Source organism: Nodosilinea sp. FACHB-141, assembly GCF_014696135.1.
Lineage (GTDB): Bacteria > Cyanobacteriota > Cyanobacteriia > Phormidesmidales > Phormidesmidaceae > Nodosilinea.
This window is the reverse complement of the sequence record NZ_JACJPP010000020.1, coordinates 81,647-107,371: the sequence shown is the minus strand read 5'-3', so window position 1 is coordinate 107,371 and position 25,725 is coordinate 81,647. Positions and strand designations below refer to the sequence as shown.

27 protein-coding genes are annotated in these 25,725 nt (G+C 57.3%); 10 read left to right on the top strand and 17 right to left on the bottom strand.

Going from position 1 to position 25,725, the window contains the following annotated elements:
• Window positions 1-245: 245 nt before the first annotated feature.
• From H6F59_RS20510 to H6F59_RS20485, 6 genes are all read right to left on the bottom strand, one after another.
• Entirely contained in the window at window positions 246-1,106 is an 861-nt protein-coding gene (locus H6F59_RS20510; RefSeq protein WP_190704798.1) for an urease accessory protein UreD, read from the bottom strand.
• A gap of 6 nt (window positions 1,107-1,112) precedes the next feature.
• Window positions 1,113-1,721, bottom strand: coding sequence for a DUF3318 domain-containing protein (locus tag H6F59_RS20505; protein WP_313887272.1), 609 nt, complete (start codon window positions 1,719-1,721; stop codon window positions 1,113-1,115).
• 82 nt (window positions 1,722-1,803) lie between these two features.
• Window positions 1,804-1,989 (bottom strand): chlorophyll a/b-binding protein, encoded by a 186-nt coding sequence (locus H6F59_RS20500; protein ID WP_190704791.1) that lies wholly within the window; start codon window positions 1,987-1,989, stop codon window positions 1,804-1,806.
• Between the two features lie 35 nt (window positions 1,990-2,024).
• Window positions 2,025-2,213, bottom strand: coding sequence for a hypothetical protein (locus H6F59_RS20495; protein ID WP_190704789.1), 189 nt, complete (start codon window positions 2,211-2,213; stop codon window positions 2,025-2,027).
• Window positions 2,214-2,398: 185 nt separating this feature from the next.
• Window positions 2,399-3,118 carry a sensor histidine kinase KdpD gene (locus H6F59_RS20490; RefSeq protein WP_190704787.1) on the bottom strand — a complete coding sequence of 240 codons (720 nt, stop codon included), beginning with the start codon at window positions 3,116-3,118 and terminating at the stop codon, window positions 2,399-2,401.
• 74 nt (window positions 3,119-3,192) lie between these two features.
• The gene (locus H6F59_RS20485) at window positions 3,193-3,834 is read right to left on the bottom strand and encodes an L-threonylcarbamoyladenylate synthase (RefSeq protein WP_190704785.1); all 642 of its coding nucleotides are present in this window, start codon (window positions 3,832-3,834) and stop codon (window positions 3,193-3,195) included.
• A gap of 130 nt (window positions 3,835-3,964) precedes the next feature.
• Here H6F59_RS20485 and H6F59_RS20480 point away from each other — a divergent pair, with 130 nt between their 5' ends.
• The 4 genes from H6F59_RS20480 (at window position 3,965) to H6F59_RS20465 (ending at window position 7,766) form a co-directional block, all read left to right on the top strand.
• Window positions 3,965-4,360 carry a tetratricopeptide repeat protein gene (locus H6F59_RS20480; protein WP_190704783.1) on the top strand — a complete coding sequence of 132 codons (396 nt, stop codon included), beginning with the start codon at window positions 3,965-3,967 and terminating at the stop codon, window positions 4,358-4,360.
• Between the two features lie 347 nt (window positions 4,361-4,707).
• Window positions 4,708-5,634, top strand: a complete 927-nt coding sequence (locus tag H6F59_RS20475) for a PstS family phosphate ABC transporter substrate-binding protein (protein WP_190704781.1) — start codon at window positions 4,708-4,710, stop codon at window positions 5,632-5,634.
• A gap of 163 nt (window positions 5,635-5,797) precedes the next feature.
• Window positions 5,798-6,661, top strand: coding sequence for a hypothetical protein (locus H6F59_RS20470; RefSeq protein WP_190704779.1), 864 nt, complete (start codon window positions 5,798-5,800; stop codon window positions 6,659-6,661).
• Between the two features lie 112 nt (window positions 6,662-6,773).
• Window positions 6,774-7,766 (top strand): TonB family protein, encoded by a 993-nt coding sequence (locus tag H6F59_RS20465; protein WP_190704774.1) that lies wholly within the window; start codon window positions 6,774-6,776, stop codon window positions 7,764-7,766.
• Here the strand turns inward: H6F59_RS20465 and map are convergent.
• Complete coding sequence (map, locus tag H6F59_RS20460) at window positions 7,763-8,617, bottom strand: type I methionyl aminopeptidase (protein WP_190704772.1); 855 nt, start codon at window positions 8,615-8,617, stop codon at window positions 7,763-7,765. The genes H6F59_RS20465 and map overlap by 4 nt on opposite strands.
• A gap of 341 nt (window positions 8,618-8,958) precedes the next feature.
• Between map and H6F59_RS20455 the strand changes: the two genes are divergently transcribed.
• A complete protein-coding gene (locus H6F59_RS20455; protein WP_190704768.1) occupies window positions 8,959-9,810 on the top strand; it encodes a PEP-CTERM sorting domain-containing protein in 852 nt (283 codons plus the stop codon).
• A 16-nt stretch (window positions 9,811-9,826) separates the two neighbouring features.
• On the opposite strand, the gene rpmB is transcribed toward H6F59_RS20455, so the two are convergent.
• From rpmB to H6F59_RS20430, 5 genes are all read right to left on the bottom strand, one after another.
• Window positions 9,827-10,063 carry a 50S ribosomal protein L28 gene (rpmB, locus tag H6F59_RS20450; protein ID WP_190520641.1) on the bottom strand — a complete coding sequence of 79 codons (237 nt, stop codon included), beginning with the start codon at window positions 10,061-10,063 and terminating at the stop codon, window positions 9,827-9,829.
• Window positions 10,064-10,281: 218 nt separating this feature from the next.
• Entirely contained in the window at window positions 10,282-12,216 is a 1,935-nt protein-coding gene (locus H6F59_RS20445) for a M48 family metallopeptidase (RefSeq protein ID WP_190704766.1), read from the bottom strand.
• Window positions 12,217-12,218: 2 nt separating this feature from the next.
• On the bottom strand, window positions 12,219-12,809 hold the full coding sequence (locus tag H6F59_RS20440) for a LemA family protein (protein WP_190704764.1): 591 nt from the start codon (window positions 12,807-12,809) through the stop codon (window positions 12,219-12,221).
• 297 nt (window positions 12,810-13,106) lie between these two features.
• Window positions 13,107-13,637, bottom strand: coding sequence for a Crp/Fnr family transcriptional regulator (locus H6F59_RS20435; RefSeq protein WP_084173493.1), 531 nt, complete (start codon window positions 13,635-13,637; stop codon window positions 13,107-13,109).
• Window positions 13,638-13,689: 52 nt separating this feature from the next.
• Window positions 13,690-16,695 (bottom strand): HEAT repeat domain-containing protein, encoded by a 3,006-nt coding sequence (locus H6F59_RS20430; protein WP_190704761.1) that lies wholly within the window; start codon window positions 16,693-16,695, stop codon window positions 13,690-13,692.
• A gap of 426 nt (window positions 16,696-17,121) precedes the next feature.
• Here H6F59_RS20430 and ilvN point away from each other — a divergent pair, with 426 nt between their 5' ends.
• Window positions 17,122-17,643: an acetolactate synthase small subunit gene (ilvN, locus tag H6F59_RS20425; RefSeq protein ID WP_190520920.1), complete on the top strand. Its 522-nt coding sequence runs from the start codon at window positions 17,122-17,124 to the stop codon at window positions 17,641-17,643.
• A gap of 128 nt (window positions 17,644-17,771) precedes the next feature.
• A complete protein-coding gene (gene dapB, locus H6F59_RS20420) occupies window positions 17,772-18,596 on the top strand; it encodes a 4-hydroxy-tetrahydrodipicolinate reductase (RefSeq protein WP_190704758.1) in 825 nt (274 codons plus the stop codon).
• On the opposite strand, the gene H6F59_RS20415 is transcribed toward dapB, so the two are convergent.
• The gene (locus H6F59_RS20415; RefSeq protein WP_242021596.1) at window positions 18,567-19,139 is read right to left on the bottom strand and encodes a DUF2062 domain-containing protein; all 573 of its coding nucleotides are present in this window, start codon (window positions 19,137-19,139) and stop codon (window positions 18,567-18,569) included. The two genes, dapB and H6F59_RS20415, sit on opposite strands and share 30 nt — an antisense overlap.
• Window positions 19,140-19,384: 245 nt before the next feature.
• Between H6F59_RS20415 and mnmE the strand changes: the two genes are divergently transcribed.
• On the top strand, window positions 19,385-20,800 hold the full coding sequence (gene mnmE / locus H6F59_RS20410; protein WP_190704755.1) for a tRNA uridine-5-carboxymethylaminomethyl(34) synthesis GTPase MnmE: 1,416 nt from the start codon (window positions 19,385-19,387) through the stop codon (window positions 20,798-20,800).
• A 114-nt stretch (window positions 20,801-20,914) separates the two neighbouring features.
• Here the strand turns inward: mnmE and H6F59_RS20405 are convergent, their stop codons facing one another.
• Window positions 20,915-21,580 (bottom strand): class I SAM-dependent methyltransferase, encoded by a 666-nt coding sequence (locus H6F59_RS20405; RefSeq protein ID WP_190704752.1) that lies wholly within the window; start codon window positions 21,578-21,580, stop codon window positions 20,915-20,917.
• A gap of 165 nt (window positions 21,581-21,745) precedes the next feature.
• On the opposite strand from H6F59_RS20405, the gene H6F59_RS20400 reads away from it, so the two are divergent.
• Window positions 21,746-21,937: a hypothetical protein gene (locus tag H6F59_RS20400; protein WP_190520628.1), complete on the top strand. Its 192-nt coding sequence runs from the start codon at window positions 21,746-21,748 to the stop codon at window positions 21,935-21,937.
• 174 nt (window positions 21,938-22,111) lie between these two features.
• Here the strand turns inward: H6F59_RS20400 and H6F59_RS20395 are convergent, their stop codons facing one another.
• On the bottom strand, window positions 22,112-22,699 hold the full coding sequence (locus H6F59_RS20395) for an SRPBCC family protein (protein ID WP_190520626.1): 588 nt from the start codon (window positions 22,697-22,699) through the stop codon (window positions 22,112-22,114).
• Window positions 22,700-22,997: 298 nt separating this feature from the next.
• On the opposite strand from H6F59_RS20395, the gene H6F59_RS20390 reads away from it, so the two are divergent.
• The gene (locus H6F59_RS20390) at window positions 22,998-23,186 is read left to right on the top strand and encodes a hypothetical protein (RefSeq protein ID WP_190520624.1); all 189 of its coding nucleotides are present in this window, start codon (window positions 22,998-23,000) and stop codon (window positions 23,184-23,186) included.
• Window positions 23,187-23,351: 165 nt separating this feature from the next.
• Here H6F59_RS20390 and H6F59_RS20385 read toward each other — a convergent pair whose 3' ends face one another.
• Window positions 23,352-24,341, bottom strand: coding sequence for a hypothetical protein (locus H6F59_RS20385; RefSeq protein ID WP_190704748.1), 990 nt, complete (start codon window positions 24,339-24,341; stop codon window positions 23,352-23,354).
• A gap of 1 nt (window position 24,342) precedes the next feature.
• Window positions 24,343-25,521, bottom strand: coding sequence for a histidine kinase (locus H6F59_RS20380; RefSeq protein ID WP_190704744.1), 1,179 nt, complete (start codon window positions 25,519-25,521; stop codon window positions 24,343-24,345).
• Window positions 25,522-25,725 lie beyond the last annotated feature (204 nt).

Below are 25,725 nucleotides of genomic sequence, written 5' to 3'. Positions count from 1 at the left end.
AAGTCTCATGATTTTTATCCTTTCGCTGGCGTCAGACCCTCGTCCGGAAGGAGCGCTAAAGTCCTCCTAACGGTATTCCTGCTAGAGAGGACGACGGCTGAGGATGCTCTCTATTCCAATCACCTCTATATCCAGGCCAGTTCCTTTAGGAACTCAGCATGCTGAGCCCCAACATTTTGAAACACTTAAGCATGGGACGTGACTGGTTCCGAGAAAACCAGTGATCTCTGCTCGAGTTGCGACCTTTACCGAGGCCACAGCCGTGACACGGTGGCCGAGCGCCTTAGGTAGAGAGGGCGCAAGTGCTGCCAGGCGGTCACAAACCATCGCCGTGCCGCCTGGCTTGACGGGCCTCGATACCGACATAACAACCCCGATTGCAGCCGGGTAACGCCGATGTCGCCAGGTTGGTCTGTGGGCCAAAGCTGGCGCAGGGCAGCCACCGAGTCACTGTCAAACAATTGCCCCACCACGGCAAAGCTCCCCACCACTGGCTGCCCCGCCAGTCCGTTGACGCTGTGGAGGGCCGCACTGCCCCCGGTTAAGTGCTGGCGATCAAGCCATATGGGCTGGTCGGCTTGCCAGACTTCGAGGCGCGATCGCCACTGGCCCTGCTCAAAGGTTTCTCCTCGGGCGCTGCGGCCAAAGCGGGTGATCTCCCAGCCGGCCCAAATGGCTCCAAGGGCCAGGTCAACCCGCAGCGCCTGGCTGTAGTGAGCCTGGTTAAACACAATGGTTTCCTGAGGGAACCATTCCAGACAGCTCTCTGGCGCAAGGGTGATGTTTACCTGCTGGCTGCTGCTGGCGGTGACTGCGCTGCCATAGACCTTACTGGCGGCGGCGGTGGTTATCAGCGCCTGGGCGCGCGGGGCGGCGGCCAATTCCACCATTAGGCTGTCGCCCCCCACTAGGCCACCAGCAGTATGTACCAGCACGGTATGGCACAGCCCTTCCCCTTCGGGATATAGGGGACGCTGCACTCGCAAGGGGGCGCGGGTATAGGTTTGGGTCGGCACACACCGACCCAACTCCATGGCGTAGCTGAGCCGGGCTAACCCCCGCCAGCCCGGGTGAGCCTCAGAAGTCTGAGCCGATGACTGAACCATAGATTTCTAACGCCGGTAGCTCTCGGGCACCGAAAATTCTGAATGCCCGGTTTGCCTGCGCAGGTTCTGGCAGCGCAGCAGCTCGTTGACGGTAAGCACCCGTCGACCCTCCAAGGGGGGCACCGCTTCAATGGCACGAATCAGAGCCGCAGCGGCGTCGGCCTGGTCGTAGCCGCGCCGTAAGGCTACCTGCACCGCCTTGTCATCGGCAGCAATCTCAATTTGGGGACCAGTGACGCCGCGCCAAATTTGCCAGCTAGCCAGGGCTGTGACTCCAGCAGCGGCCACTACGCCCACCGCGTCGCCCTGGAGCAGCTCTACCACGCTGCCAACCAGACCAGCCCCGGCCATGGCCTGGTACCAATTGGGCTTGAGCACGTTAGTCATAGTCACCCAGGTCACGGTGCGCAAAAACAGTAAATCGCGCTCGGCCACTGCCAGCTGATGCCACAAATCGAGGTTAATTGAGACGGTGTGAGCCGACTGCCAGGGGCGCGGAAACTCAGCCTTAATGACGTTCAGCTGGCGATCGCTGAGCATCAGCTTAGTTTGCATGCGGGCGGTGGCGGGCATCAGCTCCCGCAGTCGACCAATTTCTGCATTGGGGTTAACCACAGTCACACCATCCCAAAAATCACCCCTAAGCCTACCACTTCTGAGGGCTAGACCGCACGTCATACCTGGGTTGGGCCTGCGTTCAGCGCCAGCCCAACCAGCTAAAAAATGTCTGGCCAGTGACCAGCTCTAGCAGCAGCAGTGCCACAAAGCCCACCATGGCAAATCGGCCGTTGATGCGCTCGGCATAGCGATTCCACCCAAAAGCAGGAGCGGGTTCGGCGGGGGCCTCAGGGTTAGAGACAGTAGGATTTGAGTCTTGGGTCATTGTTGAGGTTAGGTAACGTCTATGTTAAGAGCATTTTACTTTTTTCCTCCCTCTTTTTTCTCGACAATGCGGACAGGAATGCCACTATCCAAATACTCTTTTAGGGCAGCAGTAAACTTGTCTTCTGCGGTTTTGGGCTTAGGCTCTTTGACTAATGATTTCCCCAATAGGGCTTCATTGGTCCACACAATGAAGACCAGAATGAGCACGATGAAAAATTCCATAATTGTTTCGGTGACTTAGTTCCAGGGATCCGGCAGGCTGCGTTTCAATGCATACAGGGTGGGGGTTTGAGTTAGCTACAGGGAAGCAGCGCTGATTTCCGGAAGCAATTTGCCCAAACTATATCGAAAGATCCTGAAATGGAACGGTTAATTCAAATGTTCAATGAAATGGCGGTAATTGGACGTTAATTGGTAGGGCGCGATAGCTTCAGGCACAAAAGACTTTTGGGATTTTCTGCAGCACCTAAAAACTCCAAGGTGGCCCCTAGGTGGAGCGCTAGACGAGCAGCTAGCTGGTAGCGAAACTCAGGCGATAGGGCAGCCATAGCGGACGGTGGAGCCTCGCCAGGGTTTGCCCCCAAATGCAAAGCAATGTTACCGGTGGTGGGGTCTTCAGATACGGTCAGGCTGATCTGCGGACTGCCTTGGGCCAGGGCAGCTTCAATCAGCATGACTAGGGCTTGCTCTAGCCATGCCGGGTCAGTTTGCACCTGTAGATTGGCCTCCACCGGCCCCACAATCAGCCGGCAGTGGCGGTTAATACACTGCATTTCGATCATGCGCTGTACGCGAGTGATCAGCGGCTGGAGCAGGGTAGGGGCAAGCCGGGGGTGCAGAGCACCGATATCAAACTTGGAGAGGGTGATCAGCAGATCGAGGTTTTTGAGCACGGTTTGAATGGCCTGGTTGGCCTGGGCAATAAACTCGCGCTCTTCGGCGGGGCTTTCGCACAGGTCTTCGAGAATTAGCTGGTGCAGGCTGATGATTTGGTTAATGGGTGACCTGAGCTCGTGGGAGGCCGTACCCAAGAAGGCCGCCTGCTGCTGGGCCTGGTGTTGCAGGCGATCGTAGGCCAGCTGTAGCGTTTCGAGATCGGTAAAGTCTTGACCTTGGGGATAGTCCATTACGGCAGCTGTCCATTGCGATAGATGAATTCGCCTCTGTTAGCCTAACTCTGGGCGACAGGTCGAAACCGCTTTTAAGCAGTTTCGACCTTGGGCAAAGCTACTGCGCCCGATCGCAGCACCGTCCAGCCACCCTCTTGCCAACGCACTACGGTCGAGGGCAGCCCTGAGCCCTGGGGCTGATCGGGAAGGGGAACCTCAGCCTGGAGGAAGGCGTAGATCTCAGCCTGGGTCGCGTGATCCAGAGTAAACACCTGGGGAAAGCTGGCCTCGATCGCCGTCATGGTCTCCAAGGGCGGCTGCCCCGAACGGTTGGCGCTGGTGGTGGCCAGTGGCCCGGTGTAGCCTAGCAGGTGTCGAGCCAAGGGATGGTTAGGTATTCTCAGCCCCACAGTGCCCGTCTGTTGAGGGTTCATGGCTGGGGGCAAGCGATCGCTAGCGGGCAACACTAGGGTCAGCGCGCCGGGCCAATACTGAGCCGCGATCGCACTCCACTGAGCTAACTCATCCTCAGTTCCGTCAACGTAGGGCCGCAGATCGTCGAGGCTGGCCCCCATGAGAATCAGCGGTTTGTCGGGGCTGCGCTCTTTGGCAGTGTAGATGCGATCGCCTGCCTCGGGCCGCGCCGCCAGCGCTGGCACCGTATCGGTGGGAAAGCTGACCAGCTCCCCCGCTTGCACCGCTGCAACCAGTTCTTGTAACGCTACCTGTGGCATAGGCTGCACCGTAGATCAATCAACTTTTCCCCAACGGATTGTAAACCCGTACCCCCAACGGGTGACACCCCCCCTGATCGCCCCACCTTCGCCAAACCCACAATGGGAACTGTCGCCTAGGAGATTGCCCATGCATCCCATTTCCAGCCATGACCACAGCGCCGCCGCCCTCAATGACCAAGGCTGCACCCTTTGCGCACAGAGCCAGTTTGCTCAGGCGCTAGCGATCTTTGATCAGGCGTTAGCCTTAGACAGCACCTACTGCACCGGCTGGAACAATCGCGCCAATGCCCTCTGCGGCCTCAATCGCCAGGCCGAGGCCCTAGCCGCCTATGATAAAGCCGTCGCCCTCAACCCCCAGTATCACCAGGCCTGGTTTAATCGAGGCAAGCTGCTAGCCGAAATGGGTGCCTATGGCAACGCGGTGGAGTCATATAACCGAGCGATCGCTCTCCATGCCGATCCCGTCTATATCCACTCAAGAGAAGACATTTGGGTCAAAAAGCGGCTGATTGCTACGGTTTAGCTATGCTTCAACGTGCTTTTGATTAGACTAAAGATTCAGAGCTAAGAGACGCTGTTGACATATTGATGGTGTTGTTTGCTCAGGCTTAATTGCGGATAAACTATTAATCCACAAAGAGCTTTACTGTTCTAGGCCTAGAGCAATTAACCCTGCAAAAAGCTGAATTTTGCTTACTGTCCAGGGTTACCTAAGTTATTCCTTAAACAATAGGTTTATTAGCTTCTTAAATGGCTCTTAATTCATTTTCTCCCTAGGCTTATTGTTGCCATTAGGCTTTCTTAGGGTTGAGTCTGTAGCGTTTACCATGGCGGATTTGACCATGTTTAGGACGCTACGGAGAGTGTTGTATGACGAGCAGACAGAAATTTAATCGCTATATTCTAGCTGGAGCGGTAACCACCGCAGTAGCGCTAGGTATTAGCGTCCCCAGCGCGGTTTCTCAAAACTCCATTATTCAGATTGATGGGTCTAGCACCGTCTACCCCATATCTGAGGCCATGGCCGAAGAATTTATGGCCGCAAATCGTGGCACTCAGGTAACCGTGGGCGTGTCGGGGACTGGCGGCGGTTTTAGCAAGTTTTGCGCTGGCGAACTCGACATCACCGGTGCTTCGCGCCCCATCAAAGCCTCCGAAGTCGAAGCCTGCGCCGCCGCTGGCATTGAATACATTGAAGTGCCCGTTGCCACCGACGCGCTGACGGTGGTCATTAACCCCGAAAACGACTGGGCCGGCGAAATGACCGTAGAGCAGCTGCAAACGCTGTGGAGCCCTGAAGCCCAGGACACCGTCACCCGCTGGAATCAGATCGACCCTAGCTGGCCCAACGAGCCCATCGAGCTGTTTGGCCCCGGTACCGATTCGGGCACCTTCGACTACTTCACTGAAACGATTGTGGGTGAGGCAGGTTCTAGCCGCGCCGATTACACCGCTAGCGAAGACGACAACATTCTCGTGATTGGCGTCAGCCGCGACCCCAACGCCATTGGCTACTTTGGTCTGGCCTACTATCTCGAAAACCAAGACACCCTCAAAGCAGTCGCCGTCAACGGCGTTGAGCCCACCCCTGAGAATGTCGAGAATGGCACCTACGCGCCTCTGTCTCGGCCCATCTTTGTCTACGTCAAGAAGAGCAGCCTAGAGAGCCGCCCCGAGGTGCGCGCCTTTGTCGAGTTCATGCTCGAAAACGGGCCTGAGCTTGTGCCTGAAGTGGGTTATGTGCCGCTGTCTGAGCAGCGCTACGCCGACATTCTAGCTGAGCTATCAGGTCTGTAGGTTGCGCTTAACTTAGCGCGATCGCCCTCTCGGGCAGAGCCTGACCACTAGACCAAGCCAACCCTCGGGGAGACCATTCATTCCCGAGGGCTGGCTGCGTCTATCCACTGAAGCTAACTCACCCTGTATCAGTGTTTTAACGCTGCCACTATCCTTAGCACCTATGACCATTGGGGAATCTGTAACATCACCTCGGCCGGTATCGCCCTCGAAGCGACCAACGCCACGGTGGCATCGAGCCAAGCTACTATTAGCACCACTGTTCGGCCTATCGCTGGTGCTCCACGGGCTAGTGCTGCTGGCCCCAGCCCCCTCGCCGCAACCGATTCCCAAGGCTGAGGATGCGATCGCCGAAGACGAGTTTGTCGATCTACTCAGCATCGGCACTCTCAACACCCCCGAGCCTGAGGCAGCTCCGACCCCGTCAGCAGCTGCCCCATCGCCTCTGGCCCCCGCCTCCCCGTCAACCCAGCCGATCGCGCCGCCTCCCGCCCCTACTCCTGCTCTGGCCGAGCCGGTCTCGAGCATTAGCCCACCTTCGTCAGAGCCCGCCGCCGAGCCAGCACCCGCTACAGCCGTAGTGCCCAACGAGGCCGTGGCCGAAATTTTTACCCGCCTCACCCGTGGGTCAGGTGACAGCGATTTTGACTCTACGGAAACCTCATTTCCAGCGATCGCCTACCTGATCCCCCAGGGCATTGCAACCTGGTCGCCCCAGGAGCAGGCCTGCTTTTTTACGCAAATTAATGCCGACACCTACAGCACTCAGCCCAGCGTGGTGTCGCTGCGCTACCTGACCCGCAACGTTCAGTTTATCGAAGAGCAGGATATTCCCCGCACCTTTCCAGCACCGCAGTATGCTGTGAATCGCGTGGCTGACGGCTACTGCAATCGCCCGCTGTTTGAGGTGTTTCAGGAGGAGCAGCCCTACCTGTTTATCTCTCTAGTGGGCATTGGCGTAGGAGCCCCTGGGCAACAGGCTTCTGGGCTGGTAATTATCTGGGCCAGTGACCCCCGCTCGCGCTAGCAACCCAGTTAGAGAACTGACCACGGCAACCCAGTTCTATGGCTGCATAGTAGGTGGTTAACGGGTAGTTTAAAGCGTAGGCCAGTAGCACAGTTCCCCTCGTAGATTAAGTATGACGACTCGTTTTGCTCCCCCTGAGCGTTCTCGGCCCCTGTGGCAGAAGCTGTTAGCCCCCATGCTGCTGGCATCCCTAGGCCTGCACGGGCTGCTGCTGCTGCTGCCAACGGGCACCGATGATGTCCCGGTTCCCCCCCCAGACCCGGAGCAGGACAGCGTGGCCATTACCCGCGTGCCCCCCGCAGGCCAGTCAGACGTAGCTGCGATCGCAGGCGCAGCCGTAAGCGCAACCACATCCCCCTTCACGCCGCAGCAGCAGCCTTCAACGGCCTCAGCGGCACCTGTAGCTCGAGCCAATGCTCCTGTTGTTCGGTCGGCCCGCCCCCAAGCCCGCTCTAGAGCAGGTACCCCACCCTCGCAACGCCGCTCCCAAACAGCCTCACCCACCCGTGCTCAGTCCACTCAACCCCCACCTGCACCCGCCAATCCACCGGCTGCGGGTGCTGTCACCCCTACGCCCCCCGCGCCTTCCGCTCCGTCATCCACTCAACCCCTGTTTGACGCCGAGCTAGGCCCACAACTGTTGGCCTACGTGTCCACCCTCAACCTGCCCCAAGCCAAGGTTGACCGGGCGGCAGAGTCTATTCAAAACCGGTTTGTCTTTAATGCCGCTGCCGTCACCAATGACGCCTTCAACGCGAACCAGAGTACTTGGGTCAGCACTCTGCGGCAGGAAACCGGCCAGGCCGAGCTATCGCCAGAAATCAATCGTTCCGAGTTTTCCACGGTGTATCCCCAGCGAGTGTGCCTAGCGGACTCACCGGGAGAAATCAACGTTGGGGCCGTGGTGAACCCCGACGGGTCTTGGCGAGATGAACCGGCTCTGTTGCGCAGCTCGGGCTACGGCATCCTCGATCGCAAAGCCCTGCAAGAAATTCAGCGCCACCGCTTTGAGCCGGCCGAGGGCATCAAAGCCTACGTGCTCACCATTGATACCAGCGTTGACTACGGCGATCGCCCCTGCCTAGAACCCAATCCAGTCCCTTAGGAAGCTAGGGCTACCGGGATCGAGCTGCGATCGGTCAAAATCTCATAGCCGGTCTCGCTCACCAGCACCGTGTGCTCAAACTGGGCCGACAGCGATCGATCTACCGTCACTACCGTCCACTGATCCTTCAAGGTGCGGGTCTGCTTGGACCCAGCGTTTAAAATCGGCTCGATCGCCAGCGTCATCCCCGGTAGCAGCTTCATATTGGGCAGCTGGCGGGTGCGAAAGTTAAACACAGACGGAGCCTCGTGCAGGTTTCGCCCCACCCCGTGGCCAGTAAAATCTTCAACCACCGTGAAGCCAGAGCTGGTGACACAGTCTTCAATCGCTCCCGCGATGTCTAGCAGCGTATTTCCCGGCTTTACTTGGGCAATGCCTGCATAGAGAGCTGCTTCCGCTGCCGTCATCAACTGCTGGGCCTGGGCCGATACCTCGCCCACCGCAATGGTGATGCAGGAGTCGCCGTGGAAGCCATTGTAGTAAGCCCCCGTATCAACCTTGAGCAGGTCACCCCGCCGAATCACCTGACGCTTGTGGGGAATGCCATGCACCACTTGGTCGTTGACGCAGGCACAGATCGATGCCGGAAAACCGTGGTAACCCTTAAAACTGGGCGTTGCGCCCAGCTCACGAATCCGCTTCTCGGCGTGGGCGTCTAGATCAGCGGTGGTCATCCCCGGCTGCACCAGGGCCTCGATTTCTTTAAGCACCGTGGCCACAATGCGGGCGGCACCGCGCATAATCTCTAGCTCGGCCTCGGTCTTCAGCTCTACCCCCCGCACCCGACGGCTGCGCTTGGGCAGGGTATCCTGGTCAGCTCGACCGGGAATCAGATTCGCCAAAAAATTCATAGGTGATGAGTGACGGAATTTAGAGGCCTCAGCCCCTTACTCAGTGTAATGGGGAAACTAGCGCTTTTGCCTACGCTGGGGTCGGTCATGGCTTAGCGGGTGAGTATTCGGCTCCTTAGGAGCAGCAGCGGCTCTACGAAGTCGGTAAAGTTCGCTTAAGGATTCCGTAAATACACCTAGGGGACCGGTTCCAGCGATGGGGTTGCCCGGCTAACCTGGGTGAGGATTAGCTGATGGCGTAATGGTCAAAGACCGGTCCAAAGGGCCATCGCCCCATCGGCTTTCTCGTTTCTTCTACCGCAGTCAATTCTCTGTATCCTATTGCCCTATCATCACAGTTCATGAAACATTGGTCTGCCATTACCGTTCCATGTCTGGGTTTAGCCCTGGCTCTGGCCAGCCCTAGTTTGGCTGCGGCTGCAGACCCCTTGCCCTCCGGACTACTAGAACTCACCCAGGGCAACTCAACCTACCGCGCCGATCTGCTGCGCTTTAGCGAGGAGCAATCCTGGCTCGTTGACGGCATCGAAACGCTGTTCACAGACCTATACTTTCTCAACCTCAGCAACCTAGCGGCTCCCCAGGAGCTGCGGCTCGAAGATTTTCAGCCCACCGCATTTAGCCAACCCAGCCCCGATCGCCTCAGCGCCAGTTTCTTGGGGGCTAATCTGGCCTTTTCCCTCGATTCTGTACTGTTGGGGGGTGCCCCCGGTAGCTATCGCGCCGCTCGCCACGAAACCGTGACCCTAACCAACACGGGCAGCGACTGGCTTGATGTCAGCCTGTTCAAGTACGTCGACTACGACCTTCAGTTTGACGGCGCGCTCACCAACAACACCGCTTTTTTTACAAACAATACCCTTACTCAAACCGACGCCAACGGTGCCCGGGCCACTCTCAGCGTCGACCAGGCCCCAACGGCAGTGCAGATTAGTCCCTACGGTCCGCTATTGGCTCAGCTCTACAACGTCCCGGCCACAGGGTTGCAAAATACCCCCGGCCCCTTAGTCGATGCCGATATCACTGCCGCCGTTCAGTTTGACCGCTCTCTGGCCCCCGGCGAATCGGTGGTGTTTAAGTTTGTGATGGAAGTGCAGCGCCAGACAACATCAAAGGCCGTCCCCGAACCAGGAACGGCCTTTGCAATCGGTATTGTAGCGGCGGGGCTGGCGCTACTGCGCCGCCGAAATTAGCTGGCTAAAAGCCAAACTAGCACTTGTTCAGGTTGAGACCAACTTCTTTAGCCATAGCTTCAAGCCCCTTGGTTTGAAGGGTTTTGATCGCTTTAGTCGACAGGCGGAGCTTGACCCAACGCTTGCCCTGGGGCCACCACACGCGCTTTTCTTGCAGGTTGGCCTCTTGCAGGCGCTTAGTGCGGCGGTGAGAGTGAGAGATCGAAAAGGCGTTGTTGGCCTTCTTCCCGGTGAGTTGACAATGACGAGCCATGAATATTCTCCAACGGTAATCAAACGGCACAATAGCGCAACTTCGGATTGTAGCAGAAATCTCGGAGCAATCAACCTGTAGAATGCAGCGAGTTTTGCCGAAACTGCCGACCGAATAGGTTTTTTGGGCGTAGTGAATCAACAGGAAGGTACAAGGTTCACGACCAGCCTTATACCTTGAACCCTGATCAAGTTTGTCACAATCAACTTGGTTAGGTACTAGGTAAGAAAGGGTGGGGCCGGGCAGTCAAGAGTGATCACCACCGCCCGCAGCAGTCCCATCTCGGCAGGGGTAACATCGTTGTCGGCCAGCACCGTATGGGCGCAGGCGTCAACAATGGTCTGTTTGAGTTTGGGGGCAGCCTGCTCTAGACGGCTGAGGCTAGCGTTGATATCAACGCTGTTAATTGGCGGCAGCTGGTTTGGCGAGGTCTGCGTTTTGGCCCCCGGTATTTGCGAAATACCCAGCTTGAAAGCGTAGATAGCATCCTCTGGGCGAGTGTGGCCAACCCGCGCCAGCAGGGCCAGCACCACAAGGGCGTCGCTCCAGAGATCGTTTATGTCGGTGATGGTTGCAGGTTGGCCTGAACGACTCGACAGCCGTTTGCGCAGAATCAGCTGCAGTGGATAGTTCGAGAGCAGCAGGCGGCCCCCTGGCTGGCTCAGGGCCTGGGCCGTTTGGACAAACTTTTGCCCCGACTCGGAGTCGAGCTGTTGGAGGGCAGGAACTAGCGCCTCTAGCAACAGCAGATCTTGCCCTGGCTTGAGGGCACGAACCCGATTGTAAATTTGTCCTACTCGTTCTCTACAATCCGGGCCATAGGTGTTGGACAGGTACTCGATCTGCTGAGTTTGTAGGGCGGGCTTAGTTCGCACCAGCAGAGCATAAACTACCTCGGCAGCAGCAGTAGGGTCTTGAAGGGCCGCCTTAACTTCGGCGGGTAGCTCGCTTAGCAGCGATCGCACCTGCTCAAGCCGCCGGGCATCGGTAGTGCCAATGGCGGTCATGAACTGGCTGGGGGCGGGGGAGGCGATTGCAACAATCCCTTGCTGCACAGCAGTGCTTGTGCCCCCGTGCAGGCCCATCACCAGCGATTCGTCTGGGGAGCTAACCGATGCCTCGGCGGCTAGGGGAGAACTTCCCTGGGGAATCGGTACCTGGCCCAGGCGTCGCAGTCGCTCGCCCAGGGGCGGATGGGTGGCAAACCACTCCCCCAAGAACGACAAGTTGCCGTTGGCCTCGCCAAACAGCAGGTGGCTGGCGGTTTCAGCCATGGGGGAAACCATCGTCGACCCCGCCGAAATCTGACCAATTTTGCGCAGCGCCCCAGTCAAACCCTCGGGGTTCCGGGTAAACTGCACCGCTGAGGCATCGGCTAAAAACTCTCGCTCCCGCGATACAGCACTTTTGATCAACCGTCCGCACAGTACTCCCAGGTAGCCAATCACCACCATGGCCAGAGCCGCTGCCAACACCGCCCCAGCCCCCTTGTCGTCCTTTGATCGGCGCGACGATCCGTCGGAGTAGCAGCTCAAGCGCAGCACCACCCGCCCAGCAATATAGATCAGCAGCAGACCGTGAATTACCCCAATTAGTTTGAGGTTGAGGCCCATGTCGCCGTTGAGAATGTGGCTAAACTCGTGGCCGATCACCCCTTGCAGCTCGTCGCGGTTGAGCTGGTCGAGACATCCACGGGTCACCCCAATCACAGCTTTGTCAGCGGTGTGACCTGCCGCAAAGGCGTTGATGCCCAGCTCGTCATCCAGCAGGTACACAGCAGGGATGGGGGTGCCCGAGGCCAGAGCCATCTCGCTGACCACGTTGATCAGCCGCTGCTCATCAGGGTCGTCGGTGAGGGGGTTTAGCTCTCGCCCGCCCAGCCCTTTGGCCAGACTGTGGCCCCCCTGGCTAAGCTGAGCCATCTTAGTCGAGCTGCCCACCATCATAAAAGCCAGGGTACCGCTGGTTACCCAAAACAAGACACCGGGCTGCCAGAGCGATAAACCACCAAGCTCTGGGGTGGCCTGGGTGGATAGAACCGCGATCGCAACGACATAAAATGCTGCGATCATCACTGCGATCGATAACCCAAACAGCAGCAGCAGCTTGGTGGTGTTGCGGCGGGCCTGGTCTTGATGCTCAAAGAAATTCATGACTAGCTAAAAGATACGCGGGGGACTTCTTTGACTTCGGGAGTGCTTTCTTCAAGCAGCTGAGCCGAGTTGAAATTAAAGCTGCCCGCGATCAGGTTGCCGGGAAACATCTCCCGCTGGGTGTTGTAAAGGGTGACAGCATCATTGAACGCCTGGCGAGCAAAGGCGATGCGGTTTTCGGTAGAGCGCAGTTCTTCAATTAGCTGGGCCATATTTTGGTTGGCCTTGAGGTCGGGGTAAGCTTCCGACAGGGCAAAAAACCGACCTAGGGTGCTGTCGAGCATGCCCTCGGCTGCTGCCAGCTGAGTCATCGCTTGCGGATCGCCAGGAGCCTGGGCTGCCTGACGGCTGGCGCTCATGGCACTGTTACGGGCGTTGATGACCGCCGCTAAGGTTTCTTTCTCGTGGGCCATATAGCCCTTGACGCTCTCCACCAAGTTAGGAATTAGGTCATAGCGGCGGCGCAGCTGCACATCAATTTGGGCATAGGCATTTTGGTAGCGGTTTCGTCCGGTCACCAAGCGGTTGTATAAGTTGACAAAAAAGACCGCCGCAATAAGCAGTACGGCCACCAGCAGTATCAGTACCCCCATGGGCAAGTCCTCCAAAAACGGCATCGTACCGTTAGCTTGCCCAAGCCTTAAGGACGCGTCGCAGAGTTAAGAAAAATTGTGTTTAAGAGAGATGAATTGAAGATTTTAGGCTCAAGGATGAAGGTGATTTTTGAATCAAGAACACTCCCTCGTTGAATGGGCAAAGTTTGCGCACCTATTCAACAGAAGCCTGACGATAAACTCATCAGACGCCGAGAAGTCACTCTTTCCTGGAAATATCTCAAAATTACTTTTCTAGCCCTAAACCTTGAACCTTGCACCCCAGCGTCTTCGCTCCTAACTACCCGATCGCGCTAGGGGTTCCGACGGCGGAAATGGCAGTGGCCGATACCACTGGGGCCGGGTTTGGGGGAATGGTGAAGGCTGCGTTAGCTGCTGTTTGACCTGGTTGAGGTCTTGGTTGAGCTCACGAATGCGGCGCGACAGCAGGCGAATCACGTTGACCGCAATGCCGGGGGTTTCGTCGATGGCGTCGTAGAGCTGCTGCTGGGTAAGCACTAAGCAGGCGCAGGGCTCTAGGGTGGTAACCGAGGCCGATCGCGGCTCGGCATCAAACACCGACATTTCGCCAAAGCATTCGTCTTCTTTGAGTTGGGCCACTTCCTGACCGCCGATGTGCACACTGACGCGGCCCGACACCACAATGTACATCGATCGCCCCTCCTGGCCTTCGGTGATGATGGTGTAGTTGCTGTCGTAAAACACTTCATCCATCACCGAGGCCAGCCGCACCAAAAAGTCGTCCCGCAGCTCCTTGAACATGGGGACGTTGCGAATAAATAGGAGACGTTCGACGCTGTTTAACATACGGGGCTGTTTGACCTAAGGGGGCAACGGCGGGTGAACGGGGCAGGATGCGTCAGCTAGCGGACGGGCTCGGCTCCAGATTATAGGTGTTGATCAGCTGCTTAACCTGGGCCAGCACCAACGGGTCGGCGTCTTGCTCCATCAGGGGCAGCAGCTCCCGCAGGGCGCGGGGCGACGCCACAGCTAAGTAAGTCAGCACAGCCTCACGCACAAAACCGGTAGGGTGCTGGAGTGAGGCCAGGGTGTGCTCAGCGGTGAGATTCCACCGTTGCACGCGAGCTAGGTGAAAGCAGCAGGCGATCGCCCAGTCTGACAAAAAGTTGCGCAGGTCGAGCAGCTGACGCAGGCGATCGCGGGGCGGCATGGGTCGGTAGGCAATCAGCGGTGTAGATAGGGCCAGCAGCTTCAGCTTGTCGGCATCTAAACGGCGATCGAGCAAGATCAGAATCGACCGTTTGTTGGCCACATCCACCACGTTATCGAGAATTTCGATGCCCCTAGCCCATTGGGCAGCCGACCCGCTGAGGCTTACCTGGGCCGCTTGAATGGCAGTGGCGGGCGATACAAACCGCAGCAGCATAAACAGCCGCTCGGTGGCATCGGCCTGCAGCCCGTCGAGGGCTTTGCGCAGCAGGTCAGCCTCAATCCCCTCAACCCGGCTGGGTGCCAAATCAACTTTGGCAGCCAGCATCTGCCCGGCAAAGGCCAGCTCCGTATTCAGCAGCTCTTCAATACCGCTGCGGCCCAGCATGCGGTCTAAGGCCTCGTCGATCAGAGCCGATCGCTTCACCCCAGACTCCTGGTACAAGCTGAGCAAAATCCGCAGAATATGGCGGCGGGTGCTGCCCCAGGTGGTGACTAGGTTTTGAATTAAAAATTCCAGGGCGGGTACGGTGCCAATGTTGCCAATCACCTGCCAAGCCTGGTTGCGCAATATCTCGGGGCGGTAGCTGTCGAGGGCCAGTTCTTGGAGCATGGGCAGAGCTTCATTGCCCAGGCGGGTGAGGGCGGTGACAGCGGCTTCGCGGGTTGACTTGTACTGGAGCGCCTTAAGCAGCGAGGGGTAATATTTTTTGTACTGGGTAGCGGCGATCGCCTCCAAAATCGCCCGCCGCACCCGCAGCGAGGAGTCTTGCAGCAAATCGTCAATATAAATGCTGAGCGATTCCATATAGTCGGCCTCACCCAGGGCGCGGCAGCCCATTACCCGCTCCCGCTCTTCGTCATGCACCAGCATTTTGCGGAGGGTAGCGGTGGCTTCGGCCCGCTCCTGCAGGTTGCCCCGCCGCAGCATAAGCGAGGCCGCTGTGCCCCGCACTACCGCATCCACCTCCGGCGGCAGATAGGGGCGCAGATCGTTGATATCAAAGCGTTCCTGGGCCAGCCACACGTAGCGCAGGGCCAGGGCCAAAATTTCGGGAGCCTGGTTGGGCACCTCTAGCATTTCCTGTACCTGAACGGTGTAGGCGGGGTTGGGATACTCCAGCATCGCCTCTAAGCTCTGGCGCTGGAGGGCCGGGGGTAGCTCGGCTAGGCGGGGCGCCAAGATCTCGCCCACGTTTTTGGGGTCAATGTGGCTTAGCAGCTCAATGCACGATCGCTTGTTGGCGTCCAATCCAGGCTTTTCGAGCTGTTCAATAAAGGCGCGCTTCAGCACCCGCAGGTTGGCGTCAGAGAAGGTCAGCAGGCCGCGCTCGGCCCCCCGCACCAACAGGTTGAGGTAGCGCGATCGCAGCATCACCATAATCGCAAACCACACCAGCGCCGCCACCACTGTGCTCAGCAAAAACAGCCGCGCCTGGACCAGGGTATCCACCAGCCCAACACGGTTACAAACGGCGATGGTGACCAAAATGGCTACCCCCGTGCCCCCCATCGCCAGCGGCTCGGCAATTCCACCCACCCACGACTGCACCGTGCTGCGAACCTGGTCAGGAATCGGCTGAAACAGAATTGGGCGTGTGGTGGCTACCAACGTATAGCGGAGCCACTCATCAAAAAACTTCAGCACGATCAGCCCGACGAACATGACCACCAAACCCAGCCGCAGGGGGTAACTGCCCACCAGCGTAGTCACGCCAATCGCCACAATCACCGAGGGCAGCACCAGGGCCACCTTAAACACCCCCTCCCGCTCAATCAATCGGCTGGAGGTAAACCACTGGGTGAACAGCTCAATCAGCCCCAGCAGGCCGCTAAAGAAGCCCAAAAAGACCGCGATCGCATCGACATCGAGGCTGGTTTCTAGCTGGTTGAAGAACTGAAACTCTATAGAGAACAGCAGCATTTGGGCCAGCACAAAAAACGAAAACAGCAGCACCACGTACTGCTGGATTGGCCCCTGGAGCCGCTGACGCGATCGGAAGCTCTCCACTGACTCAGCGTCTTCTGCCTGACGGCGGGGTGAATCGGGAAAGGCGTGCTCGTAACTGCGGCTGAGGTGGTACAAAATAGCCGCCCCCGCCACCATCACCACAAAAGCAAGCAGCATAACGTTTTGCAGCCCAATCAGCTTAAGCAGCAGGTACACCGAAAAACCGCTAATGACATCAGCCACCAGGTTGCCGCTGCTGATGATTGGATACGCCCGCTTGATTTCGCGAATATTGAACAGCTGGTTGGCGGTCACTGATAGGTTGAGGTCGTTAAGCCCGTAGATGGCCTCAATCCATAGCCGCATCGAAAACACCATGGGGGCTGCCAACAAGGGCACCGTTAGCCCCCAGCGAAACCCCAAAATTGGCACGGCCATCAGCATGGCGATAATTACAATTACCCGGCGCAGCGGAAACAACCGCTGTAGCCAGGAATAGACCACGCTCAGCCCTAGCCCCACCCCAGCGCTAAAGATGTAGATCCACGGCAGACTGGCCGCCCCGTAGGCATCCAAAAATAGCGCTGCCGAACTCACCTCTAGCCACAAAATGCCCATGGAGGTGGCGGTGTAAAAGGCAAACATGAGCAGCGTGCGCTCTTCTTCCCCAGGGCGCAAGTTGATCAGGTCGAGAAAGCGCCCCTTTAGGGACTGAATCTCTTTAGCGGGGCCAGATAAGCTCATGCCAAATGCAGTGACGGTAGGCTAGTGCCTCAAGGATACCCAATCTGGGGGATGTGGACGGGCTTTGGGGGTTTGTGAAGCCAAGCTAAATAGAGATGTAAGGATGAGATGGGCAGAGGGAGCCAGTGCCTGTTTGCATTAGCGGCACTAAAGAAGCAACGGCGCTGTTTGCCTCTCGGCCAGGCGATCGCCCATGCAAAACGTCCCTAAAGGGGAAAGGGTGAGGAAGCTCAACGTTTTGTCAGGAGAAATGGTGGATAGGTGCAGAAGGGATGTTTTTAAGGCAGGGACTTTCGGGATAGTATTGAGGTTTGTTAGTTTTGAAAGTCTCGCGAATCAGCGCTGGTGCTGAAACCTTTTACATCCCCAGGCCCTATGGTTAACCCTTCTATTCTCCCCAGTTCGGCTGTGGCTCCTCAGCAGGCCATCAAACACACCCTCTCTGTACTGGTTGAAGACGAGGCTGGGGTGCTGAGCCGCATTGCCGGTCTGTTTGCCAGGCGCGGGTTTAACATTGAGAGCCTAGCCGTGGGGCCAGCCGAAACCTCGGGCATTTCTCGCATCACCATGGTAGTGCCCGGCGACGATGCGGTGATCGAGCAGCTCACAAAGCAGCTCTATAAGTTGATCAACGTGCTCAAGGTCAACGACGTCACCGATACGCCCTGCGTTGAACGGGAGCTGATGCTGCTCAAGGTTAATGCAACCAGTACCAGCCGCTCTGAGATCATCGAGTTTGCCCAAATCTTTCGGGCGCGGGTAGTAGACGTGTCTGAAGACTCTCTCACTCTAGAAGTCGTGGGTGACCCCGGCAAGATGGTAGCGATCGTGCAGGTGCTCAACCGCTTTGGCATTCGCGAAATTGCCCGCACCGGCAAAATCTCTCTGCCTCGCGAGTCGGGGGTCAACACCGAGTATCTCAAGTCTTTGGAACGAAAGTTTCAGTAGTGAAGTAAGGCGGGTCTGAAGATTGAGCTCATCGGCGGGTTGAAGCGTTAAAAACTTCACGGCTGGTAGCTTGTTGACCGTCAGACTTGCCGACCGGCTAGTTCCCTTAGTCCGCCAAACGAATTCCTATGTCTACCCAATCAGCTATTCCCGTCGTGGTTAACGGAGCCTACGGCAAGATGGGCCGCGAGGTCATTAAAGCTATCGATCAAGCCCCAGATATTACTTTGGTGGGAGCGATCGGCAGAAACCCTGAGCTGATGGGCCAAGACATTGGCGAAGTAATTGGTTATAGGCCCCTAGAAGTGCCGGTCATGAATGACCTGGAGGTAACCCTGGTAGCCGCTCAGAGCGAGGGTCTGGCGGTGATGGTTGACCTCTCCCATCCCGATAGCGTCTATGAGTCGGTGCGGGCAGCGATCGCCTACGGTGTGCGCCCAGTGGTCGGCACCACGGGCCTGAGCAACGCGCAAATTCGCGACCTGGCAGAGTTTGCCGACAAGGCCAGCACTGGCTGCCTGATCGTGCCCAATTTTTCCATTGGGGTGGTGCTGATGCAGCAGGCCGCTCAGCAGGCAGCCCAGTACTTTGACCATGTTGAGATCATTGAGCTGCACCACAACCAAAAGGCCGATGCCCCTAGCGGCACTGCCGTACAAACCGCCCAGATGCTGGCGGAGGCGCAAAAAAGCTTCAACACTCCGTTGGTTAAAGAAACTGAGACCATCCCTGGAGCCCGAGGCGGCACAACTCCTGAGGGCATCAATATTCACAGCGTGCGGCTGCCGGGACTAATTGCCCACCAGGAAATTTTGTTTGGCTCCCCGGGGCAGCTTTACACCCTGCGTCACGACACCAGCGATCGCGCCAGCTTTATGCCCGGTGTGCTGCTCTGTATTCGCCGAGTAATAGCCCTAAAATCGTTAATCTACGGGCTGGACAAGGTTCTCTAACCCAGAGGGGTTTGCTAGCTGGCGCTGCTGCCGGATGTTCTGGCGCGATCGCACCCGTTGAATCAGCGGCAGACCCACAAAATAGCTGGCTACTCCCGCCACCAAACCCACTACTGTACTGCCTAACATCAGCCGCGCCGACACTTCAGTGCCCATATCCATCCAGCTTTTGAGGGTGTCGAGGTCATCAAAAGCCTGGGTGGCACTACCCCCCAGAAGCCACAGCCCCACCTGGTAGTTAAAAGCGAAAATAGGCACGTAGGTGAAGGGGTTGCTGATCCAGGTAGCCGCTGCTGCCATCATGCGGTTGCCCTTCAGCACCGTAGCTACGGCCACCCCAATGAGGATTTGAAAGCCAAATAGAGGAAAGCAGCCAGAAAATATCCCCGAGGCCATACCCCGGGCCAGCTGTTCAGAAGTGCCCTGGAGCCGCAAAAACCGCAGGTATAGATAGCGGAGCTGCCGCCGCCACTGGGGTTGAGTCGTTTTTCGCATTACGGGCTTGGGGTCGGGGGTCGATTCGGTTGTAGGCGTAGTGATCATAGACGGGGGTATACCAGAGGCTAAGTTCCCCAAGAACCCAGGGGAAGTAAAAAATGGAGACAGCTCAACGGTCAGGTGGGTAGCCATTCCTCAAGGCTTGGTAGGCTACCCCTTAGTAAGCAGAAAGACTCAGCAGTAGAATCTTAGAGGCACGTAAAGATTCTTTTCTATTCTACCCAGTAGATCGGCGCTTTATCAGACTCGCCCCAGGCTTCAACATCACTTCACCCTGCAGGATAGATGCTATGAATGGCGCTGCCGCTCAGCAAAGGGCGTTACCCTCGACAATTCAAAGCGAGACAATCGCGGCGATCGCTACCGCCATTGCCCCCCAGCAGGGCAGTGTCGGCATTGTAAGGCTGTCTGGAGCCGAGGCCGTGGCGATCGCCCGCAAACTATTCCATGCCCCCGGCAAACAACCCTGGGAAAGCCACCGCATTCTCTATGGCCAAGTGCGCGACCCCATCACTCAGCAGCCAGTGGATGAAGCGCTGCTGCTGCTTATGCTGGCCCCTCGTTCTTACACCCGTGAGGATGTGGTGGAGTTTCACTGCCACGGCGGGTTGATGGCGGTGCAGCAGGTGCTCCAACTCTGTCTGAGCCAAGGGGCCAGGCTGGCAGAACCGGGCGAATTTACCCTGCGGGCGTTTCTGAACGGGCGGCTCGACCTCACTCAGGCAGAAGGGGTGGCCGATCTGGTGGCGGCGCAGTCAAATCTGGCGGCGAAAACAGCCCTGGCTGGAGTGCAGGGCAAACTCACCCAGCCCATCCGCCAGCTGCGCTCGACCTGCCTCGACGTGCTAGCCGAGGTAGAGGCCCGCATCGACTTTGAAGACGACCTGCCGCCGCTGGATGAGAAGACGGTGCGATCGCAAGTAGCCACTGTGCTGGCAGAGATCGATCGCATACTGGCCACGACAGAATCGGGGGAACTACTGCGCACCGGGCTCAAGGTAGCGATTGTAGGTCGTCCCAACGTGGGCAAGTCAAGCCTGCTCAACGCCTGGAGCCGCTGCGATCGTGCCATTGTCACCGACTTGCCCGGCACCACCCGCGATGTGGTGGAGTCGCAGCTGGTGGTGGGCGGCATCCCTATTCAGGTGCTCGATACAGCAGGCATTCGCGAGGCCAGCGACCCAGTGGAGCAAATGGGCATTGCGCGATCGCGCCAGGTGGCCCAGGGCGCAGATCTGGTGCTGCTCACCATCGACGCCACCGCCGGGTGGACGGGCGCCGACCAACAGCTCTACGAGTCGGTACAGAAAACTTCTCTAATTTTGGTTGTTAACAAAGTAGATCTGGTCACTGCCGACGTTGTAAAGGATCTTGTTTTCCCAAAGGACTTGCCTGTGGTTCACACCGCCGCGGCCCAGCAGCAGGGGATTGATGCCCTTGAGCGCGCAATTCTCAACGCGATCCACGCCGACCAGCTCACCACGGCCAATCTAGAGTTCACCATTAACCAGCGCCAGGGAGCGGCTCTGACTGCAGCCCGCAATGCGCTCCACCAGGTGCAGCAAACCATTGAGAATCAGCTACCACTAGATTTTTGGACGATCGATTTGAGGATTGCGATCGCGGCCCTGGGTAGCATTACCGGCGATGAAATCACCGAATCTATGCTCGATGAAATTTTCAGCCGGTTCTGCATTGGCAAATAATCCGGCAACTTTGAGAAATTATTCTGTTACAGGTATCACAGTCTCCCTAAGCTCAGCTACTCCTGGCTTAATACGTTAGCTACGCTTCCCAAGCGAGTCCTGCGGGATTGAGCCCTACCGCTTTTTCATCACCAGGGTCAGACCATCGGCGATGGGAACTAAGCTGGCGACGACGCGATCGTCGTTGTGGATCGCCTCATTGAGGCGGCGCAGGGTATTAGTGCGGCTGTCCTGCACAGCGGGGTCGGCTACCTGGCCCGACCACAGCACATTGTCCAGTGCAATGAGGCCGCCGGGGCGCACCAGCTGGAGCGCCTGCTCGTAGTAGGTGGGGTAGCCGTTTTTGTCGGCATCAATAAAGGCAAAGTCAAAGCTGTTGATTTCACCCGCCTGAATGAGCTGATCCAAAGTTTCGGTGGCAGGGGCGATGCGCAGGTCAATTTTGTGGGCGACCCCAGCTTTTTCCCAGTAGCGGCGGGCGATCGCGGTGTACTCCTCACTTACATCACAGGCCACCAGCTTGCCTTCCGGGGGCATCGCCAGCGCCACTCGCAGGGCGCTATAGCCCGTAAAAACGCCGACTTCTAGCGCCTTGGTCACTCCCAAGAGCTGCACCAGCAGCGCCATAAACTGCCCCTGCTCGGGAGCAATCTGCATCTGGGCCATAGGATGCTGAGCGGTCTCATGGCGCAGAGCGACGAGCACTTCGGGTTCATGTACCGAGTGATCGATCAAGTAGCGGTAGAGGCGATCATCGAGGGGTAGGGTTTGATTGCTCATAGCAGCTAGGCAGGGGCGCAAAAGTACAGCATCGACCTGAGAAATTGAGAAGAAAGTCAGGGGTTTTGCTAACCCAGGTCACAATCTGATTTACCATAGCACCGCACAGCTCTGGCCCTCGCCCTCACGTTGGGATAGGTCCTAGGCCCACGGGAGGATACTGCGATGGACGCGGATTCGGTCGTGCAAGTTTCAGCCATGACCGGCTGGATTATTGGCGTCAGCCACAACAAAGACCGAGGCTACCAGTGCTGGATTGTGAAGCCTGACCTGGATGTGCTCAGTGACGGCACTTTTTACACCACCAGCAGTGCAGCCATGTCGGCCGGGCGATCCTTTGTGGAGCGCTACCGCTAACAGACCAAGCTTTAACCCATTGGGCAGACGCAGGATTTTGCTAAGGAGCAATAATCCCGACGCGACCTCTCAAAAGGTAAGCGGTCATGTCCATTCCACAGGTCTTAGGAGGTGGTTTTTAGGATAGGTTTGCTGCGATCGCAAACTTCCCCTCTAGCTCTGCGCCGCCGCTGCTCACGCCACACCATAGCGGGCGCACAGTACCCGTCTCATCTGCCGCATGTTCCCTGGTAGGTCGGTCTTAATGGCTTGTTCAATTAAGAATGTTGGTACCGGAATCGTCGGCGCGGCTTGCACCGAGTAGGTCAGCAGAGTGCCTTGGTTGAAATCTTGCAGGTGCAGATCCGCCGCGAAATGGGAAAAGGTGCCTTGCTCTAGGCGAAACTGAATAGCTTCGCAGGCGGTTTCGACCACCTTGAGGTAAATTTCGACTTGGGCCGTCAGCAGCATAAACCCCTTGCGCCCCACCTGGTAGAGGCGGCGGTAGCGTTGAGTCGCAGTTTTCACGGTCTCTAGAACTTCGCTGTGCACAATGTTAGGAAAATATTGAGTCCAGCAGCTGTAGTTGGTTACCTGAGGCCAAATTTGAGGGCGCGCCAGGGGTACGTACATGTGAGCGGTGACAGCGCCGCTGGTGTTGCCGATTGGCGACTGGAGCAATACATCTCCTCGGAGTAGCGCCACCTGGTCGCTGGGAGAAAACTGGGCTAGAAACCCGTCCTGCCTGACCTCGTGGATACCCTGAGCTTTGCTAGTAACCATTGCTCTATTCCTCCTAACGATGCGATCTGGTGTTGATGTCAACAGCCTGTAAGCGCCTGCTTAGGCTGTCGGTGGCTGTCTGACTCCGGAGCGATCGCAAACCCCGGTCCTGCCCGCTACCCTGGTAAGGGCTGCGGCATCTGGCCCATGCTAGCGCTGTGTCGCTTGCTTTTCTATTAAAGGTCAGACAGTTTTGTAGCGTAGGGGGGACGGTAGTATCATTACGGGGCTTTTACCAATGCCCCTCAGTATTCCCCCGTAGCCTAGTCATAGCTTTACAAACGGAGACATTGCCGCCATGGGCCGTCGTCGCTACCCGCTACAACCCCTAACCAAACTCTTTTTAGCAGCCCTAGGCGTAACCGCCATTGTATGGGTTTTACGGGGCCTGTCGCTGCTGGCCTTTTTGCCGGGTCTGGTGATCTGGCTATTAATTCTGCTGTGCTTCGGTCTAGGCATTGTCAGCAGCCTTCAACGAATTCGTTAGGGGTTGGAGCGCATTGTAGTGATCGCATAGCCCTTTGGTAGACCTGAGAAGCTTTGCCCTGGCAGCCAAAGCATTAAGACATGAGGCAATGGGAGGCTTGGAACGCGAAAAACTATGTCCAGATCTCCCAACGAACTGGCACATCCTCATCGGAATTGGTATAGCTCAATTCCGACGTTTAATTTTAAAGGAATCGAAAGATGGTGGCGGCGGTATAGGTATAGGCCGCTTCTGGGGGTGGTGAACGAATCCCCGATGGCGCAGAACGCTGAGGTTGACCTGAGCTCCTACCGGCACCAGCAGAATCAGCCCATACAGCGTCCCCAGGTTGAAACCAAGGACTAATAGGAGGTCGTAGGCGATCGCCTGTTGGGTCAGCCAGCTGAGTCCCCAGTGCCGCAGCCCCAAAATCCCTAGACTCAAGACTAAGACGACCCTGACACCAGGCCACAGCCCTAGACCAGGTAGCCTGCGCTGCGGGACAAGTCTATATACCAACGCCAGACCGGCGGCTCCGATCCCAACAGCTAACAGCCAACGCCCTAGCCAAACCAAGGCATTCCATCGGCCAGCGATCGCCGCCGCGTCGGTCGTACTGCCTACTAAGCTAAACACCAGCCCCGCCACTCCTAGACCTAGTAGAGTGATCCCCCAGGGCAGCAGTCGATCGCGCCAGCAAGCCAGGGGAGTAGGACTACTGCCCGCGGCCACTGCCACCAGCCGCATCAGCTTTTGAGTGCCGGTAACTAGGCAAAGCCAAGCCCCTAAACCAACCAAACCTAAAACCCAGAGCCTAGGAGCATTAGTGTGTGGGGTAGCAGCCATCCCCAACATGGTTTGGAGACCGTGGCCCAGCGCCAGCGCCCCAGGGAAAATTATTGCACCTTGCTTGCTGTGGAGCAGCACAAAACTGAGCCCCAGTAGGCCCAGCAGCCAGAGAAATGCGATCGCAGCGGTGACCTCTGCCCAGCGCGATCGGGCGGCCTGTTGCCCTACCTCACGCCAGAGTTCCCCGCTGCCGTAGAGAGATAGGGTCCTGATCCAAAGGGCAGGGCTTAGATAGTGCAAAAACCGCTTCACCATGGCCCCTATCTTGCCATAGGCCTCCGTGTTTAGGGCGCGTAGGAAGTCAGCGGCAGGCGATCGGTCAATCAATCTAGGCCCGATAGACCGGTAGAGTAAAGAAAAAAGAGCTGCCCGCCCCAGAGGCCGAGTCAACCCAGATTTGACCGTAGTGAGCGCGCACAATTCGCTGGCAGAGAGCCAGCCCCAGCCCGTAGCCATCCTGAGTAACGTCCCGCTGGAGACGATAGCTTTCCTCAAAAATTTTGTCGCGGTTTTCGGGCGGAATTCCAGGACCGGTATCTACCACAGCCACCTGTACCTTTTGGGTGGTGCGATGTAGCGCAATAATCGAGACCTGTCCCCCCTGAGGCGTGTATTTGATGGCGTTGTCGAGCAGGTTGGTGATTACACGCTTGACTTGAGTACCGTCGGCATAGACCGTGGGCAGATCTTGGGGAATTTCGGTGGTTAAACTTTGCTGTTTTTCCTGAAGCCGGTTTTGAAAAGCATCGACCACCTCCATACACAGTGCAGGCAGGTTGAGCTCCTGGGGCACAATTTGGAGTTCCATAGAGGCCCCCCGAGCCGCCTTAAGAATGTCGGTAATCATCCGATTGATGGCTCGAATTTGAGTTTTGGCGTGTTTTAGCAGCTGGCCCGTGAGCTCAGGGCTCAGAGTGATGTTGCGGGTTTGATTAGGGGCATAGCCCAACTCCAGGGTTTCAACCGCAATGGATGCAGCAGTGAGGGGGTTGCGAAGGTCGTGGGCCATCATGGCAATGATGCGATCTTTAAAGCGCAGCTGGGCCTCGAGTTCTTCACGGGTCTGGTTGAGCCGAAAGATCTCATCGGAGAGTTTTATGAGTTCGGCGGAGGTGGTCAAGAGGTCGGCTTGCTGTGCCAGGGGGTCGGCTGATAGGGCTGATTCGGCCTCCACCCCCAGCGAATTGAGGGTATCGAGATGCTCTTGCTGCCACTTAGGCCACCAGCGCTCTAGCTGATTGATAATGTCGCTACCAGCCAGCATCTGCTGGGGTGCTGGGGAAATTTTAATCAGCGCGGGGCTGGCTACCAGCTTGTAGTGCTCGGCGAGGTAGGGCTGTTCACCAATGTCAACCACATCGAGGTTGAACTCAAAATGGGTCTCTAGGGTTTTCAGATACTGCTTAATTTGGCGCATTTGCCGGGCCAAGCTGGGCCGCTTGTCAATAAATAACAGCAGTTTGAGGGGCACTCGAATGTCATCAAAGGAAGTGGAGGAACCCTCCATTGCTGTCTCCTACAAGTCTGAAAACCGGTTTCTAACTACGATTTTACCCTGACTCTCAAGTCTCTACAGCTCAACTGGGGACCTCTACCAATTCTGACCAGTTGCCAAGCTGGCCCATCGGCAGATGTTTAATTGAGGTATTGGCCCGAAACTATACCCAGTGGCAAGACAAGTTGTGTGTAGCGCGATCGCCCCTCGGCGAAT